The 17,958-nt window shown below is 60.3% G+C and carries 17 protein-coding genes and 1 pseudogene; 10 read left to right on the top strand and 8 right to left on the bottom strand.

The window, feature by feature from the left end; genetic code table 11:
- Nucleotides 1–448 precede the first annotated feature (448 nt).
- On the top strand, nucleotides 449–583 hold the full coding sequence (locus tag BDK88_RS22080; RefSeq protein WP_262488518.1) for a DUF7128 family protein: 135 nt from the start codon (nucleotides 449–451) through the stop codon (nucleotides 581–583).
- Nucleotides 584–607: 24 nt separating this feature from the next.
- On the opposite strand, the gene BDK88_RS10745 is transcribed toward BDK88_RS22080, so the two are convergent.
- The gene (locus BDK88_RS10745) at nucleotides 608–853 is read right to left on the bottom strand and encodes a DUF7508 domain-containing protein (protein ID WP_092932322.1); all 246 of its coding nucleotides are present in this window, start codon (nucleotides 851–853) and stop codon (nucleotides 608–610) included.
- Nucleotides 853–1,284 (bottom strand): DUF5796 family protein, encoded by a 432-nt coding sequence (locus BDK88_RS10740; protein ID WP_092932324.1) that lies wholly within the window; start codon nucleotides 1,282–1,284, stop codon nucleotides 853–855. Before BDK88_RS10740 ends, BDK88_RS10745 begins: the two co-directional genes overlap by 1 nt.
- A gap of 135 nt (nucleotides 1,285–1,419) precedes the next feature.
- Between BDK88_RS10740 and BDK88_RS10735 the strand changes: the two genes are divergently transcribed.
- The 4 genes from BDK88_RS10735 (at nucleotide 1,420) to csg (ending at nucleotide 6,552) form a co-directional block, all read left to right on the top strand.
- The gene (locus BDK88_RS10735; RefSeq protein ID WP_130500380.1) at nucleotides 1,420–2,292 is read left to right on the top strand and encodes a shikimate kinase; all 873 of its coding nucleotides are present in this window, start codon (nucleotides 1,420–1,422) and stop codon (nucleotides 2,290–2,292) included.
- Nucleotides 2,289–2,624, top strand: coding sequence for a chorismate mutase (locus tag BDK88_RS10730; RefSeq protein ID WP_130500379.1), 336 nt, complete (start codon nucleotides 2,289–2,291; stop codon nucleotides 2,622–2,624). The genes BDK88_RS10735 and BDK88_RS10730 overlap by 4 nt, the downstream gene beginning before the upstream one ends.
- A gap of 306 nt (nucleotides 2,625–2,930) precedes the next feature.
- A complete protein-coding gene (locus tag BDK88_RS10725) occupies nucleotides 2,931–3,536 on the top strand; it encodes a TetR/AcrR family transcriptional regulator (RefSeq protein WP_130500378.1) in 606 nt (201 codons plus the stop codon).
- 556 nt (nucleotides 3,537–4,092) lie between these two features.
- Nucleotides 4,093–6,552, top strand: a complete 2,460-nt coding sequence (gene csg / locus BDK88_RS10720; RefSeq protein WP_130500377.1) for an HVO_2072 family ArtA-dependent S-layer glycoprotein — start codon at nucleotides 4,093–4,095, stop codon at nucleotides 6,550–6,552.
- A 104-nt stretch (nucleotides 6,553–6,656) separates the two neighbouring features.
- Here csg and BDK88_RS10715 read toward each other — a convergent pair whose 3' ends face one another.
- From BDK88_RS10715 to grxC, 5 genes and pseudogenes are all read right to left on the bottom strand, one after another.
- Entirely contained in the window at nucleotides 6,657–7,016 is a 360-nt protein-coding gene (locus tag BDK88_RS10715) for a hypothetical protein (protein ID WP_130500376.1), read from the bottom strand.
- Nucleotides 7,017–7,714: 698 nt separating this feature from the next.
- Nucleotides 7,715–10,203 (bottom strand): annotated as a pseudogene (locus BDK88_RS10710) (efflux RND transporter permease subunit).
- Nucleotides 10,190–10,597, bottom strand: a complete 408-nt coding sequence (locus BDK88_RS21780; RefSeq protein WP_242611667.1) for a COG1361 S-layer family protein — start codon at nucleotides 10,595–10,597, stop codon at nucleotides 10,190–10,192. Before BDK88_RS21780 ends, BDK88_RS10710 begins: the two are co-directional and overlap by 14 nt.
- Complete coding sequence (locus BDK88_RS10705) at nucleotides 10,485–11,576, bottom strand: COG1361 S-layer family protein (protein ID WP_242611656.1); 1,092 nt, start codon at nucleotides 11,574–11,576, stop codon at nucleotides 10,485–10,487. Before BDK88_RS10705 ends, BDK88_RS21780 begins: the two co-directional genes overlap by 113 nt.
- 576 nt (nucleotides 11,577–12,152) lie before the next feature.
- Complete coding sequence (grxC, locus tag BDK88_RS10700; protein WP_130500375.1) at nucleotides 12,153–13,481, bottom strand: glutaredoxin 3; 1,329 nt, start codon at nucleotides 13,479–13,481, stop codon at nucleotides 12,153–12,155.
- Nucleotides 13,482–13,727: 246 nt separating this feature from the next.
- Here grxC and BDK88_RS10695 point away from each other — a divergent pair, with 246 nt between their 5' ends.
- The 4 genes from BDK88_RS10695 (at nucleotide 13,728) to BDK88_RS10680 (ending at nucleotide 16,207) form a co-directional block, all read left to right on the top strand.
- On the top strand, nucleotides 13,728–14,015 hold the full coding sequence (locus BDK88_RS10695) for a DUF357 domain-containing protein (protein ID WP_130500374.1): 288 nt from the start codon (nucleotides 13,728–13,730) through the stop codon (nucleotides 14,013–14,015).
- Nucleotides 14,016–14,298: 283 nt separating this feature from the next.
- The gene (locus BDK88_RS10690) at nucleotides 14,299–15,276 is read left to right on the top strand and encodes a transcription initiation factor IIB (RefSeq protein ID WP_130500373.1); all 978 of its coding nucleotides are present in this window, start codon (nucleotides 14,299–14,301) and stop codon (nucleotides 15,274–15,276) included.
- Nucleotides 15,277–15,376: 100 nt separating this feature from the next.
- Nucleotides 15,377–15,556 (top strand): DUF7836 family putative zinc-binding protein, encoded by a 180-nt coding sequence (locus BDK88_RS10685; protein ID WP_049911868.1) that lies wholly within the window; start codon nucleotides 15,377–15,379, stop codon nucleotides 15,554–15,556.
- 414 nt (nucleotides 15,557–15,970) lie between these two features.
- Nucleotides 15,971–16,207 carry a UPF0058 family protein gene (locus BDK88_RS10680; RefSeq protein WP_130500372.1) on the top strand — a complete coding sequence of 79 codons (237 nt, stop codon included), beginning with the start codon at nucleotides 15,971–15,973 and terminating at the stop codon, nucleotides 16,205–16,207.
- A gap of 201 nt (nucleotides 16,208–16,408) precedes the next feature.
- Here the strand turns inward: BDK88_RS10680 and BDK88_RS10675 are convergent, their stop codons facing one another.
- Entirely contained in the window at nucleotides 16,409–16,861 is a 453-nt protein-coding gene (locus BDK88_RS10675) for a DUF555 domain-containing protein (protein WP_130500371.1), read from the bottom strand.
- A gap of 155 nt (nucleotides 16,862–17,016) precedes the next feature.
- Here BDK88_RS10675 and BDK88_RS10670 point away from each other — a divergent pair, with 155 nt between their 5' ends.
- Entirely contained in the window at nucleotides 17,017–17,913 is an 897-nt protein-coding gene (locus tag BDK88_RS10670) for a DNA-3-methyladenine glycosylase family protein (protein WP_130500370.1), read from the top strand.
- Nucleotides 17,914–17,958: the final 45 nt, after the last annotated feature.

Genomic DNA, 17,958 nt, shown 5'->3' with positions numbered 1-17,958 from the left:
TCATCAGAAATCGAAGATTTCTGATTGCCCGTCAGACGTAGTCTGACGACCGGGCGTGAATCCGACAACGCCTACACAGTCCCCGTTCGGTAGCAATACGGGTATTTAAGTTCAGTCGAGGTGTAGTATGACATACACCGAGGCGGCACGTCCGCCCACCTAATCGGACAATATCGGGACTCCGAGACCCAGAACGTTCGAGACACTCATCTCGAACCGCTGTGGTGTCTCGGTCACCAAGATAACTCCGAGTCCCCGTGCCGGGGATAGGAGTAACGGCGGTGTGGCCCCGCCATCGGCCCGTCATACCGACGAGTCGTAAACCAGCAAATATCCCAACCCAGCGGTGCGGTGCCGTGGGAAGCCTCGCCGTCTACGGCGAGGAGGAGGTCACTCGGTCACTCCAACTGAAAAAACGCCTTTTGTCGTTCGTCTCTCATGACAGGGCATGGTCGTCCAGACAGAACGCGACGACACGACCTGGTACGAGTGTGAGACCTGTGGCCTTCTCTTCGACGAGCGGTCGGACGCAACGGACCACGAACAGATGTGCGACGGGAGCGACCCATCCTACATTCAGTAGGACAAGCGCTAGATCCGAAATCGGTTACTCGAGGCGCTCGCGATGCTCGGCTGCAAGGTCGCGTGCCTGCGCCATCGTGTGGGTTTCCGTCCAGCGGACGCGGTCGCCGTCGTTGTAGGCGAGCGCGGTCTTGAGTTCGTCACGGAGGACACCGTGATCGACCGCAAGCACCGTTCCCGACCCGTCGCCGAGTTCGTAGATGCCGGGTCGGTCCGGCGCAGCGGCCACCGTCTCGCGTGTGAGGTCGCGCCAAGGTTTCTGCAGCGGCATTAGTCGGCACTCTCGACGAGTTCGTAGGCGTGTTCGCTCATCTCGTCCTCGGCGAAGACGAAGACGCGACCGTCGACAACCGAGAGGTCGGCGTCGACGCGGATCGAGTAGGCCTCCGTTGCGACGGTTACGCCCGGGAACAGTTCCTCCTCATCGTTGCGTGCGAGCATCACGCGGCCGACACCGGTCGACTCGAGGATGTCGTCGTGGGTGTTCCGGTCGTTGACGTAGGTCATGACACCCTCGACGCCGTCGGGATCGGTGACGAGGACGTGCACTTCCTTGCCCGGCGGGGTCGTCAGTGGACCCTCGACGGGTTCGGGCGGCCCGTGGTAGAACACCTCTCGACCGTCGAGATACTGGACGACGATGCCGCCGTCGACGAGATCGACGCCGATCGTACTGGGGGCGACGTCGTTGCGCGCGCTCATGACCACACGTTCGATCGGATCCGGCAAAAGGCGTGCGTTCTGGGCACCAGCGAGCGTGTCGAAAACCGACGATCTCCATGTCGACGTATCACGAGGATCGTCAGCCGTAAGTATTCGGTCTGTGAGTGTCAGGGTATGGATGGCCGTGCTGTCGCCCCCGCAGCCGGGACGGTACTCAACGCACTCGCGACCGGTACCGGCTCGGCGTTCGCGATCGACCTCGAGACGACGGCGACCGTCGATCTCACTGACGACGACGAAATCGTCGGCGAGATCGCCGACCAGCCCGACGCCGATGCAACGCTCATCGAGCGCTGTGCCGAACTGACGATCGCAGAATACGCCGACGCGGCGGGACTCGACGAAACTGACGTGGGCGCGCGCGTCCGCACCGAAAGCGAGGTGCCGATGGCTGCCGGTCTCAAAAGTTCCAGCGCCGCGGCCAACGCGACGGTACTCGCAACCCTCGACGCCCTCGCAGTCGCCGATGCGGTCGACCGGATCGACGCCTGTCGACTCGGGGTTCGCGCGGCTCGCGACGCCGGTGTGACCGCGACGGGCGCGTTCGACGACGCTAGTGCGAGCATGCTCGGCGGCGTGACAGTCACCGACAACACGTCCGATGCGCTGCTTGCCCGCGACGAAGTCGACTGGTGGGCGCTGGTCTATACGCCACCCGAACAGGCCTACAGCGCCGACGCCGACGTCTCGGCCTGCGAGCGGATCGCACCGATGGCCACACTCGTCGAAGAACTCGCACTCGACGGCCGCTATGGCGAGGCGATGACCGTCAACGGCTTTGCCTTCTCCGCTGCCCTCGAGTTCTCGACGGGCCCGATGATCGACGCCATGCCCGACGTCGACGGCGTCTCGCTTTCTGGGACCGGTCCCAGCTACGTCGCCGTCGGCGAACGGGAACCACTCGAGGCCGTTCGAGACCGGTGGACCGACCGCGACGGAACGACACGATTACTGCAGACGCGAACCGACGGAACACGAATACAATGACTCGAGAGCCAACAGACGCAGCGATGGACGGTGGAATCGACGACGAAACACTGACACCCGAGGAGATGAGCCTCGACGAACTGCGCGAGGAGATCCGGACGATCGACCAGGAGATCGTCGAGCTGATCGCCCAGCGAACCTACGTCGCGGACACGATCGCGGCGGTCAAAGACGAACAGGGGCTGCCGACGACCGACGAGAAACAGGAACAGCAGGTGATGGAACGCGCGGGTGACAATGCAGAGCAGTTCGACGTCGACGCGAATCTCGTCAAAGCGATTTTCCGGCTGCTGATCGAGCTGAACAAGGTCGAACAACGAGAGAGTCGATAGCACGACGTGTGCGCACGAACCGCTATTCGTGCGATCAGTACGTATCCCGGGTTGTCCGATAGTCTCTCTTCACAGCGAAAGCGACGCGTCTCCATTCCGAATCAAAGTTTTAAATAGTCCGACACTAAACCGTGGGTGGTCAGAGCAGCTACCGATTGGCGTTCTCGAAACCCCCAAACAAGTCGATCAAATCGGTTATGTGCCACAAGGAACGACCTCAACCAATGATCTCGAGCATGCCGAAACTTGCATCGGCAGCCGTCTTCCGGTTTCGATGGAGACGCAGCCGCGGAGAGGTGACATATAGTGAATAATAATGTTTTCGACGATCCGGCGACGACTCGCGAAGAGATCCTGGCGGCGACCTATCGAAGCCTGCAGCGACACGGCTATGCCGACCTGACGATCCAGAAGATCGGCGACGAACTCGAGCAGAGTCCCTCCCTGATCTACCACCACTACGAGGACAAGGACGCGCTCGTCCTCGCCTGTCTCGAGTATCTCCTCGATCATTTCGAGGGCGAACTCGGGCAGGGGCCGATCGAGGCACCCCGCGAGCGACTTGAGGAACTCCTCGACTGGGGCTTTGGCACTGGGATGAGCGACGAGTGGCAGGCGTTTATGCAGACGGTCCTCGAGTTGCGCGTCCAGGCGATCCACGATCCAGCTTATCGAGATCACTTCACCCGGAGCGATCGGGTTTTCACGGAGTCGATCGCGTCGATTATCCGCGCTGGTGTCGAGTCCGGCGAGTTCCGCGAGTGTGAGCCGGCCGTCGTCGCGGAGCGGCTTCAGCTGCTCTTTTTCGGGCGCCTTTTGCGGTTGGCCAGTACTGCTGACGACCTCGAGGAGTGGGCTGTGGACGTCCAAAGCGAGGTCCAACAGTATCTTGAAACGCGCGTGTACGCTTGACCGGAGCGAGACCGCGTCAGTGTCAGGCCACACCCCGTGTCTGGCTGTTTGGACATCACGCTGACGGGTTCGTGTGACTGATTGATCGTCACTTCGACACGTAGCGGTAGTTGCCGATCGTCGAAAGCCATGCTTACTGCGAGTGGCTGGCTCGAGCGCCACGAAACTGTGCGAGTAAGTATCAATTAGTGACAGTCCGAGTAGCAATCGATCGGGACCGACCCGGACAGCGCAGTGGCGCTCACACGGACCGAGTCACCTACGCCAAACCTGCGATAGCGCGGGTGTGGTAACTGCTACCGTTTGGTTTTGTCTGACGCGCTCGAGGGTAATATACAATAAATACAGTCAGATAGTGCAATTATTCATATGGTTCGAACTGTATTCGACAACAAAGCATATATGCAATCGGTCGCAACGAACAGTCGTACCCCTACCCATGGTCGTGCAAGCAAGTACGATCGGCCAACATCTCGGCGGTCGGATATAAGATCTGATTACCGGGTTACTCGATCGGAACGCAAGCGTGGCCGCATAAGCGAAACTAAACTACAACATGACAAACGAAAATATATCCTATCGCGACAAGGGACGTGCAGTGTTCCTCGCCGCGATGATGGTACTCTCTGTCGTTGCAATGTCCGCAGCGTTTGTGGGCGGAGCAGCGGCGGCAGAGAACAATCGGTATGAAGATGGAATTGCTGTGGAAAGTGGCGACACAATTTACCAAGGTGAGGACGATCTCACCTTCAACGGGTTCGCAGATACGTTGACCGGTGTGGAGAGCGGTGGTGCAGAGGGACAGACCCTTGACACCAACCTCCAGATTCCGGAAGACCAGGACACTGGTGTCTACAAGGGCAGCAACGGCAACACCGTGACGGTCGCACAGCCGCGAGTCGCGGATATTACCGTCTACAACCTGGATTCCGAAGGTAACGTCATCTCTGACGACGTTGATGGCTCCAGCATTTCGACTGAAGATGCGGAGTACATGAACATCAGCGTCAATTACAACTTCGAGCAGGCTGAGTCTGTCGAAGTTGAGATTACGGACGAGAGCGGATCCGATATCACCGCCCAGGTCCTCGAAAGCGAGGACGCACTGATCGAGACGAGCGGTAACAACATCTCGGTTGACCTCTCCAACGAGGACACCGGTGAATACACGATTACGGCAGAAGGTACGGAGAACCTTGACTTCGGCAGCGCTGTCGAGACCACGACGGTCACCCTGACTAACGATGAGGATCTCGGCATCGAACTGGCCAACGACTCCGCTGTCCGCGGTGACGACGTCCAGTACACCGTCACCGGTGGAACTGACGGCCAGACCCATGTCGTGACGATCGAAAGTTCCGATTTCCGTGACGGTATCACGGCCGACGATGCGGAATCCATCTTCCGGAACGTCGACGACACGGAAGAAGTTGGTAACAACAGCGACGTTGCGTACGCCATCGTTGAGATGGATGGTACGACTGCCCTCGGTTCGATTGAAACCCAGTACCTCGACGATTCCTCAATCGACGTTGAGGTCTACGAGAACGGCATTCCCGTTGAAAACGTGAGCAGTGAAGACTCGGAAGACGACGCCACCCTCGACGTCGAGGAAGGCGATGTCACGATCGACAGCCCAGAAGGCACCTACATTGTCGGTGAAGAAGTCGACATCACCGGTAGTGCAGCAGGCACCGACAACGTTGCAGTCTACGCTCGCGATAACGGCGACTGGGAAGTTGTCACGGAGAACATTGATGTTGAGTCCGACGACACCTTCGAAGAGGAAGACGTCGTTCTCTCCAGCCTTAACACAGGTGGCTCTGACATTCTGAGTCTGCCCGGTACGTACCGTCTGGGTATCATCGCTCAGTCCGATGCGACAAGCGAGACTCTCACGACTACGGAATTCAACCAAGGTACCAGTGCCACCCAGTCGATCACTGTGACCGAAGGTGACCTGAGCGCCGACTTCGAAACCATCAACGGTGAAATCTCTCAGGATGTCGATGGCGATATCGACGTGAACGGTACCGCGGCGGGTCAGGACAACGTTGTCCTCGCCTTCGTTGACGAACGTGGTAACACGATGGCCCAGGAGATTTCCGTTGACGACGATGGGACCTTCGAAGAAGAAGACCTGACCCTCGGCGACCTCTCGCAGGGTTCGGTCTCCGCACACATCATTTCGAATGGTCGTGACGATACCTACGGCGACGGTGACCTCCCCAACGACGCCGAGCTCGTCTCCTGGATCAACAATGACCTCGAGGGTCTGACTGGCGAACAGGTTCGCGAAAGCATCGCGACTGAGACTGTCGACGAATCCGCCAGCGACGACCGCATGGTCACGGAGAACTTCCGTTACACCGACGCCTCGTCCACGATCGAATCGATCTACCCTGCCGGCGCTGACGCCAGTGGCGTCAACCCCGTCCCGGCTGACGGTACGATCGTCGTCGAAGGTCAGACCAACCTCCAGCCGGATGACAACACCATCACGGTGGAGGTCCTGAACGACGCAGGTAACTCGCAGACGATCACCAGCACTGACGAGTGGGGCACTGACGGTCAGTGGTCCGTTGAAGTCAGCACTGAGAACCTCGAAGTCGGCACCTACACCCTCGAGTCTGACGACGGCGAAACGACCGACCGCGCAGACCTCGAGATCGTCGAAGAAGTCGGCGACGATGAGACCGACTCCGGTAACGAGACCGACTCCGGTAACGAGACCGACTCCGGTAACGAGACCGACTCCGGTAGCTCGGACGACACCGGCAGCTCGGACGACACCGGTAGCTCGGACGACACCGGCAGCTCGGACGACACCGGTAGCTCGGACGACACCGGTAGCTCGGACGACACCGGTAGCTCGGACGACACCGGTAGCTCGGACGACACCGGTAGCTCGGACGACACCGGTAGCTCGGACGACGGCACGCCCGGCTTCGGTGTCGGCGTCGCCCTCGTCGCGCTCCTCGGCGCTGCACTGTTCGCGCTCCGCCGCGACAACTAAGCGCTAAGCGCTGACGACTAACCACCGGGCACTCGCCCGGCCTTTGCCGCATCCTTCCTTTCTTTCGACGCGCTACTCGGATAGTGGCGACGCCGTCTGTGTCGCTATTGCGTTGCCGACCACCGACAGCGGACGGACGCCAGTCGTGCACCGTCGCTGAACGGACATCGGACAAGCACGGAGGGGTTTGCTGTCGTCTCAATCATGTCCTCGAGCAGACGCCGCGCCGCAGCCACGACGCGAGCGTGTGGCCGATTGGCAGGCAGTCGATCCACGACTGATACCTCGGTCGGCGGCAAGACCGAAAGCGACGCGACGAGAGCGCGACCCAGCCGTCGACGGACGAGGCAGCGTTCGACCGATCGGACGGCAACTTTGTCGAAGACGATGCCAGCCGTTCCGATGCTGGTGCGACGACCGGACAGAACGACGTGACGCCGGTCGCGAATTCGCAGTCGTCCCACAGGTGGATGGCCGCGTGATACGACCGACTTCATCGTGACTGCTATCCAGGTGGATGAATCACCAGCCGTTCCAGACAACGAGGAAGTGACCACCATTGATGAGCGTCCGAGACCTGCAGTGGTCACGTACCAGCGCAGTATCGAGACCGCACGCGAAGGGAGGGAAGACTGGAACAGTTCACACATAATCGCACGACGAGCCTGTGACCGGTGTGTTGTGACTCCCCGTGGCGATTCTCGCATCGATCGAATGGAGCCTCGAGAAACACGTTCCGCGGATCGTGGCTGTCCACATCGACGCGTTCGTCGACCACGATTCACGATCGCACTCGAGGACAGTGTCCTGCCGACCGACGCCAACACCGTGTCTCGAAGACTGGTGTGTCCGGTCACTCGAGACCACCGTCTATCGAAGACCGCGCACGGACAGCATTCGAAGCACGGAGATCGGCAACCCATTGCCGACGATGGCAGACGTGTCGACAGCCACATGGATAGGACGGCCTCGAGGAGTTGGTCAGACGGTCGCCCAGACACGACGCGTCCATGCGGAGACGGCGCGAGCAGTGGACAGACACTCCTCGAGTAGTATCCATACGATACCCTCCACGAACAGTGCCGTTCGCACATGCGCTCGAAGCGATGTCACTCGTCGGCGAACGGACGACACAACGTCGAGAGAAAATGCGATCGGTCGACTACTTGGAGACGTCGACCGTCGAGATGACCCGGTCCCACAGCGACTGTGACTGGTTGTATCTGGCCCACAACAGCATCGCGGGTGGCAGTGCAACGATCGAGGTGATGAACGAGTAGGCGACGCTCAGAGCCATCAGCAAACCGAAGTCGCCCAGAACGGGCGTGATCGCCAGTGCGAGTGCCCCGGTTCCCAGCGACTGTCGTGAGCATACTCCCCATAAGCGCGCCCCCAGTTCCCGACAGCGTCGTGACGAGCGCTGTAAGCGCGTCGTCGGCCGCTTTGAGTTCGTCGATGAACCGGTGTGTCGCATGGACGGAGTAGGCGATCCCGAGGCCGACGGAGATCGACAGGATCGTGGCCGTCAACGCGTTCAGCGACATCCCGAGATACCGCATCGTGCCGATCAGGAACGCAATCGAGATCAGGATCGGGAACACGTTGACGATCCCGAGCAACGGCTTACGCTCGAGTGCAGCGTAGGAGATGACGAGGAACACGGCGGTCAACCCGACTGCGAGGATCAGCCCCTCGATCGCCGACGCGAAGATCAGGTCAGTCACGGCAGCGAAGACGACGATCCCGCCCGTCGCCGTCGCCGTATACCGGAAGTCGTCTGCGAATTCGGCGGCATCCGCGGCCGCTTCTCGCTGTGACGCGTCGGCATCGATCGCGTACTCGACCTGTGCGCTGCGCCGGTCTTCAGTCAGATACTGTTCGGCTGCGGATCCGTACGGCGACGCGAACAGCTCGTCGTAGATCACGTCGAGATTCCGGTCGGGGATCCCGTTGTCAGTTGCGATCGTTCCGCTCGACGAGGGCGGCGAACTCGGGATCCTGCTGGGCATAGGCCTGAATGACCGTGATGATACTCCGGGCATCCGCCTCACCGCCATCGCCGACGGCGAGATTACTCGGTGGATCGTCGTTCGGACTGGCCAGCGCCTCGAGCGCGTGGTCTTCCTCGAAGGATCCTTGGACGTATATTTTCACGGACTGGTCCTGGTTCGTCGCGAACTTGTCTTCGAGGAGATTGTACGTCTCGGTCACCGTGTATTCGCCAGGGGCGAGTGGCCCCGGGACGTATTCGATGTACGCCGGCTGCTCCTCCGGTGGCAAGAAGTCTTTCTCTTCGAAGCTGGTATCGACACCAGCTCCGTAGCTGGCTGCTGCAGCGCCGGCGACGAGGATCACGACGACGAACACCAACGGCGCGTGCTGGCTCGCCTTGGCGGGCATCGCGAGGAGGCGACCCAGTGTCGACTCCTCGGAGGCGATCGGTTCGGAGTTGAACTCCGGCACGCCGAACCGTTCGCGGAGTTCGTCGACCTCGAGTTTGGCCGCGGGAAGGAAGAGCCCGAAGATGAGGAACGTGAAGATGATCCCGACGCTCGAGGCGATCCCCATGTTCCGGATGGGGCCCAGATCCGAGGCGATGTTCGCACCGAACCCGAAGACCGTCGTCACCGTGACGATGACGAACGCGATCATGAGCTGGTTGTTCGCGGTCCGCATCGCCTCGAGGGGTTCGAAGCCTTGGACCGTCTCTTCGCGGTAGCGGTTGATGATGTGGATGCCGAAGTCGACGCCGACTGCCAACAGCAAGACAGGGACAGAGATCATCTGCTGGTTGAACGGAATCCCGGAGTAGCCGAGGAAGCCGAACGTCCAGACGACCGTCATCAACAGCGCCAACAGCCCCAGTGCGAGGTCGATCGGGTCGCGATATGCAACGATGAGGAACACGAGCAAGAGCACGACGACGACGGGCATGACGAGCGTCATCGAATCGCCGATGACGGTTCCGGTCTCCGCGTCGACGATCCCGGACCCAAACGCGCGGATGTCGCCCGACTCCTCGTTTGCGATCGTCTCGATGGAGAGTTGAATCTCGGTGAGATCGTCGTCGCTGAACTCGCTCGGGACGTCGTGTGTAATGGTCGTGATCGATGCCGACGCAGACGCCGCTGTCGGGTTGAAGTCCTCGGAGACGACTCCCGTAAACCGCGGGTCGTCGCTGCGTTCCCGGATCGCCCGTCGGATCTCGGTGGACGTCGCCGACTCGATCACCCGACGCTGCTCGGCTGCAGTGGTTGCCGTCGGGTCGATGGTCTGTGCGATCAGCGGGGCCGGGCCGTTTGCAGACGCCATTCGGAGGTCGTCGCGCTGTTCGACGCGTTCGATGACCGCCAGACTCCGAACGAGTTCCGTCTTCGTGAGGACGTTGTTGCCGCTGTGGACCAGCTGTGTGGATTCGTCCGAGGCTTCAAAGGGCCCCTCGAATTCCTCGTTGACGGCGTCGAGGGCATCCTGTTCGGGAAGGTCATTGGTAAACGAATCCGTCGAATCCGTATCGGTAGAGACCAGTCCGAATCCACCGGCGAAGACGACGGTCATGACCAGAAACGCGACCACTACCGTCTTCGATCGAGAGATGATGACCTCGTTGAGGGCTTCGGTTGCGGCCTCGATTCGCTCACCGGTTGTCATCGGTCAGTCCCTCCGACGCCAGAGGACACCGACTGCGCCAGCGACGAGCGAGCCAACGACCAGAGTCGACGTCAGTGGGAAGCCACCAGCCGTCGCTGCTGGAGACGGACATTGGAACACGGATCGTGTTCGAGAGCTGGCTGTTACCGCGCTCATCGTCGTATCGGAAGTCGAACGAAACCGGATACGTCTTCTCGGTCGCCGACTCAGCCGCACTCAGTTCGAACGACATCGTGACCGATTCGCCGGGTTTGAGCGATTCGACGTAGCCCGTATCGTCATCACCGGTGCTGAGCGGATCGTCGGCAAAGATACGCGCTTCGACGTCGGTCACTGTCTGGTTGAGGTTGTTCGTGACCTCGACAGTGAGCGCCTGCTCGTTGCCAGCGCCGATCGTCGTCTCTTCGATATCGACGGCGAACTGATCGCGCTCCGGCTGCGACCGCAGTGACAACACTGAGTTTGTCGTACTGGCGTTTCTCGTCATCCGAGTTTCGATACTGCACGCCGAAATCGAACGATTTCGAGCCCGCTTCGGCTTCGCCGCTCACTTCGATCGGTAGCTCGAACGACGCCGACTCGCCGGCCTCGAGTGCCCCGACGGCGACGGACTGTTCGATCGGAATCACGTTCGGCGAGTCTTGGTCGGTAAACCGGACGACGGTGCTGTCGACCGCGTTCGGTCCCGTGTTTGTGACGGTCCCCATGATCTCACCGTCCTCGCCGACGCGCAGCGTCGAGGAGACGTTCTCGAGGGCGAACGACTGTTCGGCAGCAGTCGAGATGCCGGCCGTGAGTTGTTCGGATGTTTGGTCGATGCCGTTCGTGTCGGTGTACGCAACGGTGACGTCAGCAGCGTAGGATCGATGTGGGGCGTCAGGCGTCAGCGAAGTGCGATAGGTGACCGTCTTCGCTTCGCCGGGTTCCCAGGCACCGACGTATCCCGTCGAACTTTGGCTTTGGCCGGTTCCAAACGACAGCTGACCCGTTCCCGAACGGGCCGTCACGCTCGCGTCCCGTGCTGGTTCGGTTCCCGTGTTCTCGAGCGTAATCGAGACGTCCTTTCGATCACCGATCTGTGCATCCGAGTCGACGTCGACGACCTCGAACTGTGGCTTGTCGTCGACTTCGATCGTGAGCGTTGCCGTTTGCGTTCGCGTCAAGTCGATGTACTCCGCGCTTTGCGTGTTGAACTCGGCGACGCGCGTGTACGCGTACTCGTATTCGACCGGCAGTTCGTAGACGCCTGGCTCGAGTTTTTCCGGGACGGTGATCTCGACTGGGGAAACGTCTCGCGTCCCAGTCGGGACGTTCCCGACGGCGACCGGGCCACTATTTACCTCGATGGGCGACTGCCCATCCTGAAACGTCATCGTCATGCCGCGTGCGGTCGTGACGCGACTCTCGTACTGCTGTGGGCCCGCGCGGTCGATCTGCCCACGGTTCGTGATCGATAATGGGATTGCTACTGATGTCCCGGGAGCCAGTTTTCCGGCTGACGTGTCGATCGAGATGTCCGGCTGTCCGACGACCTGACCCGACGACTGTTGTGCGATCGCAGGGCCAACCCCTGCGGTCGTGAGTAGTACAACCGATCAAGAGAGATGCGACTCGAGTGCGCAGTTTCATTGTATCCCCCCGCTCGAGTCCGCGATCGGCTTTCCATCCCGCCTACGCAGTCTCTCGGCTATGCAGAGTTGAATATTCATTCAGTTAATGCTGTGTTACGCCACTCATATAGTAGTATGCATCTCGAGCGAAATTGCCGAATACACGCTCAGTGGGTCTGGGTTCTATCGATAATCCTTTCCGAACAGCAATACTGCAATCGCTCGAGAACGACACCCGTTCAAACGAAGCCAGTTCGCGTTCCGTTCCGCTGTCCGACCGGAAAATCGGTGAGAAATAGTCTGTTGTACTGATTAGTATGCCTGTTCGCGTCGGAGTCGTCAGTCGTCAGCAGCCGCAGGTTCAGCTTCTTCAGCGCTCGAGCCAGCACGCTCTAGATCCTCGAGGTATTCATCCGAATCTAACGCGGCTTTCGAGCCCATACCAGCGGCAGTGACGGCCTGCTGGTAGTGGAAGTCGACGACGTCGCCGGCACCGAAGAGGCCGGGGACGTGGGTTTCGGTCTGGCCGCCGCCATCGCCACCTTTGGTCTGCAGGTATCCCTCGTCGTCCATTTCGACGCCGGTGTCCTCGAGGTAGTCGGTGTTGGGGGTGTGACCGATCGCATAGAAGACTGCACCGACGTCGAAATCGAACTCCTCGGTCTCGGGGTCGTCGAGGCGGTCGGTGGGGTGGCCCTTGTCGTTTTCGACGAGCGTGACGTGGTCGACGCCGTCTTCCTGGGAGCCGTGGATCTCGATCAGTTCGGTGTTTTTCATGATCTCGATCTCGCCTTCCTCGACCTTTTCGTGGACGCGGTCGACCCAGTAGTCCTCCGCGCGGAATTCCTCGCGGCGGTGGGCGATGTAGACGGTGTCGGCGAACTTCGTGAGGAAGGTCGCTTCCTCCATGGCGGCGTCGCCACCGCCGACGACGAGCATGTCCTCGCCGCGGAAGAACGCACCGTCACAGGTGGCACACGTCGAGAGGCCATAGCCCATGAGTTCGTCTTCGCCGGGAATCCCGAGCGTCCGTGCGCTGGCTCCCGAGGCAGCGATAACGGCGTCGGCGGTATAGACGTCGCCGTTTCTGAGTTCGACGCGGAAGGAACGGCTCGAGCGTTGCTCGACGCGCTCGACTGACTCGATGATCCCATTTTTCAACTCGGCACCGAACTGCGTGGCCTGCTCTTTCATCCGGTTGACGAGGTCGGGGCCGCCGATGCCCTCGGGGAAACCGGGATAGTTGGCGACGTCAGTGGTCAGCGTGAGCTGGCCGCCGGGTTCGTCGCCTTCGATGACCAGCGGCTCGTTGTTCGCGCGGCCGGCGTAGATCGCCGCGGTCAGGCCCGCGATACCGGTGCCGGCAATAATCAGTGGGCGGTGGTCGACGATCTCGTCGTCGGCAATGCCAAGCAGTTCGTCGAGCGCACCGGTCTCGTCGAGTTCGTGTGTGTCGTCCCAGCCACCGACATGTTCGTCGTCGATGAATACTTCGGGCGCGGTCTTGCGACCGTCTGTCCGCTCGACCATCTCTTCGAATCGCTCGTCGTTCTCGGAGACGTTGTACTCCTCGTAGTCGACGCCCTTGCTCTCGAGGAGGTCCGTGACTCGATTGCAGTGTGAACAGTCGTCCTTGGTATAGATCTCGACGCGTGGCTGGTCGGTCATATTGCAGGTGTTGGGCCAGAGCGCCTAAACCGCTTGTGCTCGCAGCAACGACACCCCCTTGCTGTGACGGTGCTGCTGGGCCGTCAACAGGCTTTGCTCGGCTGTCTGGAGAACCTGCGGTGGTCGGTGCAACAGCGTTCCTCGAAGCACTCAGCGACTATGAACGGGCGCGTGCGTGACCGCCGAGCGAGGTCGCGTCTTGCATCGACACGACGCACTTACGGGGTCAAGCGACGATCACCGACTATGGCTGCTGATCTCGAGGAGAAAACGGACCGGTACGGCGAGTTACTCGCAGAGGCGCTCGATGCGGCGACGATCGCGCCGCCCGAGGGGACCCCGATGGCGGATGCGGCTGCCGATTGTTACGAGATGGCGGCGTCGTATCTCGAGGATGGGACTCACTTTCGGGACCAAGACGACCTCGTCAACGCGCTGGCGTCGTTTTCCTACGGCCACGCGTGGCTCGATGCCGGTGCTCGCGTCGGCCTGTTCGATGTCCCACGGGACGGTCATCTCTTCACTGTCGAATAGTAGGGCCCGAAACTCGCCGACAGCGGCAACCGCTTGGGTGTGCGGTCGTGGTGCGGGTCCGTTCTGTTGGGGTATCTGGTGTGAGTCGGACACGACCGTTAGTGCCGGAGTCTATGATGATTAATAGCTATGTAACCGGAACATATATACCAGCAAACCCGGTTAGTTTATAAAGTAGGCGAAATCTTTATATGCTTTACGGCCTTACTCTATGTTAGCTGAGGCGACCGGGTTTCTTCTGGTTATCCCACCCGGGAGTCCCAAGTAACCCACCCGATACACAATGACAGATACGAACATCAGAACCTATACGAACGAGCGAGAGACCGAGGGGGAGGAAACCACGTCGGTATCCGACGAGCGCGAGCGCTGCCCGGAGTGTGGCGGCCGACTGGTCTCGGACGACGAGCACGCTGAGACGGTCTGTACCGAGTGTGGTCTCGTCGTCGAGGAAGACGAGATCGACCGTGGCCCCGAATGGCGTGCGTTCGACGCCGCCGAGAAAGACGAGAAGTCCCGCGTCGGCGCGCCGACGACGAACATGATGCACGACCAGGGGCTGTCGACCAACATCGGCTGGCAGGACAAAGACGCCTACGGCCGGGCGCTCTCGAGCCGCCAGCGCCAGAAGATGCAACGGCTTCGCACCTGGAACGAGCGCTTCCGCACCCGCGACTCCAAGGAGCGCAACCTCAAGCAGGCACTCGGCGAGATCGACCGGATGGCATCCGCGCTCGGCCTCCCCGAGAACGTCCGCGAGACGGCGAGTGTCATCTATCGACGCGCACTCGAGGAGGACCTGCTGCCGGGCCGGTCGATCGAAGGCGTCGCGACCGCGTCGCTGTACGCCGCTGCCCGACAGGCCGGCACGCCGCGCAGCCTCGATGAGATCTCGGCAGTCTCCCGCGTCGAGAAGATGGAGCTGACCCGCACCTACCGCTACATCATCCGCGAACTCGGCCTCGAGGTCAAACCCGCCGACCCCGAACACTACGTCCCGCGGTTCGTCAGCGACCTCGATCTCTCCGACGAGACCGAACGGATGGCCCGCGAACTGCTCGAGTCGGCCCGCCAGGAGGGTGTCCACAGCGGCAAGTCGCCGGTCGGCCTCGCGGCCGCGTCGGTCTACGCTGCCGCCTTGCTGACCAACGAAAAGGTCACCCAAAACGAGGTCAGCGAGGTCGCAAGCATCTCCGAAGTCACCATCCGCAACCGGTACAAGGAGCTGCTCGAGGCCTCTGATACGGCTGCACCTGCGTAACGACCCCTTCTGACGGTCGCTCGCAGGCTGTCGCGGGTGGTATTTTCGACCGATTGGAACTGCGGCAATGTTTTTGACCTCTCGTGTGAAAGAGTGTGACATGGATAAAACGACCGTCCAACTGTTGTGTCCCGAATGTGCGAAGGATTGGCAGGTTTCTCCGGACGAACTCCCCGCACCCGCTGACATGTTTCACTGCCCGAACTGTCATGCCTCACATCGTACTGCCGAGTTCATGCGGACGGATCGTGACCTTCAGACGCTGAAACAACTCGGTTAAGATCGTCGCTCCTCCGATTGGAGGGCAACCGTACTCATCCCCCAGCGACAGCTATTGCATCGATTAGTCACATCACTTCATCGATCAGTACGCTCGCTCCACGATCGGTGCAAAGCAGGGGGTAGTTGCCGGCGTTGTTTTGCCCACGCGGATAGTCACTGGCCGCCTTCTGTGCGTCCGACACTCGAGTAGGAACTGCTTAATACTCACTCGAGCGTCGCAGAAAATATAACGAAAGACGCTATTACACCGGATAAACAAACGCCTAACACAGTTTCATCACCTGGTTCCGCTCACGTAATCACAGCATTCGAATTGTTTCCGCTGATGACACACCAATTGTTTAACATAGGTTGCGTGTTAACGCGACTCAAGATAATAATATAACCCTGCAGTGGGTAGGAGTGGATGGTTATGAAGAAGCAGGAGCTCATTCACCTTCACGGCCTTCTTGCGGAGGTATCAAACCAGTGTGCAGAGTGGGATGACTGCCAGATCGACCTCGAAGAATACGAATCACGAGGCATTCGGCCGACATCCATCCACAAATCGAAGACCGACCACAAAGCTGCTGTTTTTGCGCTCGCCGGGGGAATCACGAAGAACATGCGGGAAGAAGAGCAAGAAGCAGTCGCCGCAACTGCGGACTAAGAATATCGTCGCATCCTCCGATCGTTGCTTACTGGTGACTGGCGAGACTCGTCGCACAATCTGTCTATGCAGAGGTCGTTCCGCCGTTTGCGCCGGGGAGGGTGGTTACTGGTGAGTCGGGGGCTGTCCAAGACTGTGCGCGCCAAAAAATAACGATGCGGTGTGGATCTATGTCTCGTGCCGATTGGGAAAATGAGGCCGTTATTCGACGAGATCCTCGAACTCGGGAAGGATCTCGTCGTCGTCCTCTGTCTCCTCCGTCTCGTCGGTTGATTCCGTATCCGTCGACTCGTCGGTCGCGTCCTCGTCAGCCGTTTCCTCTTCGATGACCTCGACCTCCATCACCTCGAGTGGAATGTTCTCGAGGCGCTGGCCGATCTCCTTTCGTGCGATCCGCGAGGCGTGTTCCTCACGCTCGACGTTGAAGACGGTCATCTCCAACTCGAGTGCGACGAGTGCTTCGTCGGCCGCGATAAACGCAGGTGGGAGCTCCTCTCCCGATGGAGAGGTACGCTCGCCCATGTTGATCTCGACGTAGTTTAGATCAGGGTTCAACATCTCTCCCGTCTTCGAGATGGCGATCCGGATCGCCTCGTCCTCCGTCTCAACGTCGAAGACCGGCACGGCGGCTTCAACGACGACCCTGCAATTCATACCGTGACATTGGATGGCCTACAGTAAGAAGGTTCGCCTCGCACGAGTTCTCATCGCCCGTCTCATTGTGCCATCCGATCCAGCAGTAGTCGAGTGATTGATAGCTCGGCGGTGGGTCGAAAGGCAAAAGCCCACACCGTCGAAGGGTCGGACGAATGGAGACGGGGACGATCTCTATCGACGAACTCGCCGGTGGCTTCGATCTGTACCGAACGCTCGAGAGCGGTCAGAGCTACCTCTGGCAGCGCTCTGACGGCGAGATGTACAACGGCACGCCGGCACCCGACGCGTGGTATACAACGGTCATCGGCGGATCAGCAGGCTCCGGGGACGTGATCCGTGTGCGGACTCACGACGGCTGTCTCGAGTGGGAGTCGACGACCGACGCCGAGCCGATCGTCCGCCGATTGTTGCGCCTTGACGACGATCTCGAGGCGATCGTCGCGGCCGGACCGGACGATCCACTGCTCCGCGAGGCATACGAGGCCCACCGTGGGATGCGACTCGTCGATGATCCGGCCTTCGGCTGTCTCATCTCGTTTATTTGCTCGGCCCAGATGCGGGTCAGTCGTATTCACACGATGGTCACGACGCTGGCACGGGAGTACGGCGACGAAGTCGCGTTCGACGGCGAGACCTATCACGCGTTCCCGACGCCGGAACAGCTCGCGACCGCGACTGAGGCCGACCTTCGCGACCTCGGGCTGGGCTATCGCGCCCCCTACGTCGTCCGCACGGCAGAGATGGTCGCAAACGGTGAGGCCCATCCGGAAGCTGCGCGGGCCCTCGAGTACGAGGACGCACGAAAGTACCTAACGCAGTTCGTCGGTGTTGGCGACAAGGTGGCTGACTGTGTCCTGTTGTTTTCGCTGGGCTTCGACGAGGCGGTCCCGCTCGATACCTGGATTAAGTCGGCGATCGAGGAGTACTATCCCGAGTGCGATCGCGGTTCGTACGTCGATACTTCACGGGCGCTTCGCGAACGGCTCGGTGGTGAGTACGCCGGGTACGCTCAGACGTATATTTTCCATCATCTGCGGACTGAGGAGTGATACGCCGCCCACGCTAACTGGATAGCTCGGAACTGTTTTGTGAAT

It is taken from the genome of Natrinema hispanicum, assembly GCF_004217335.1.
In the GTDB taxonomy this organism is placed as follows: Archaea; Halobacteriota; Halobacteria; order Halobacteriales; family Natrialbaceae; genus Natrinema; species Natrinema hispanicum.
Note: the sequence above shows the minus strand (reverse complement) of the source record. Positions and strands in the feature narration are given on the sequence as shown.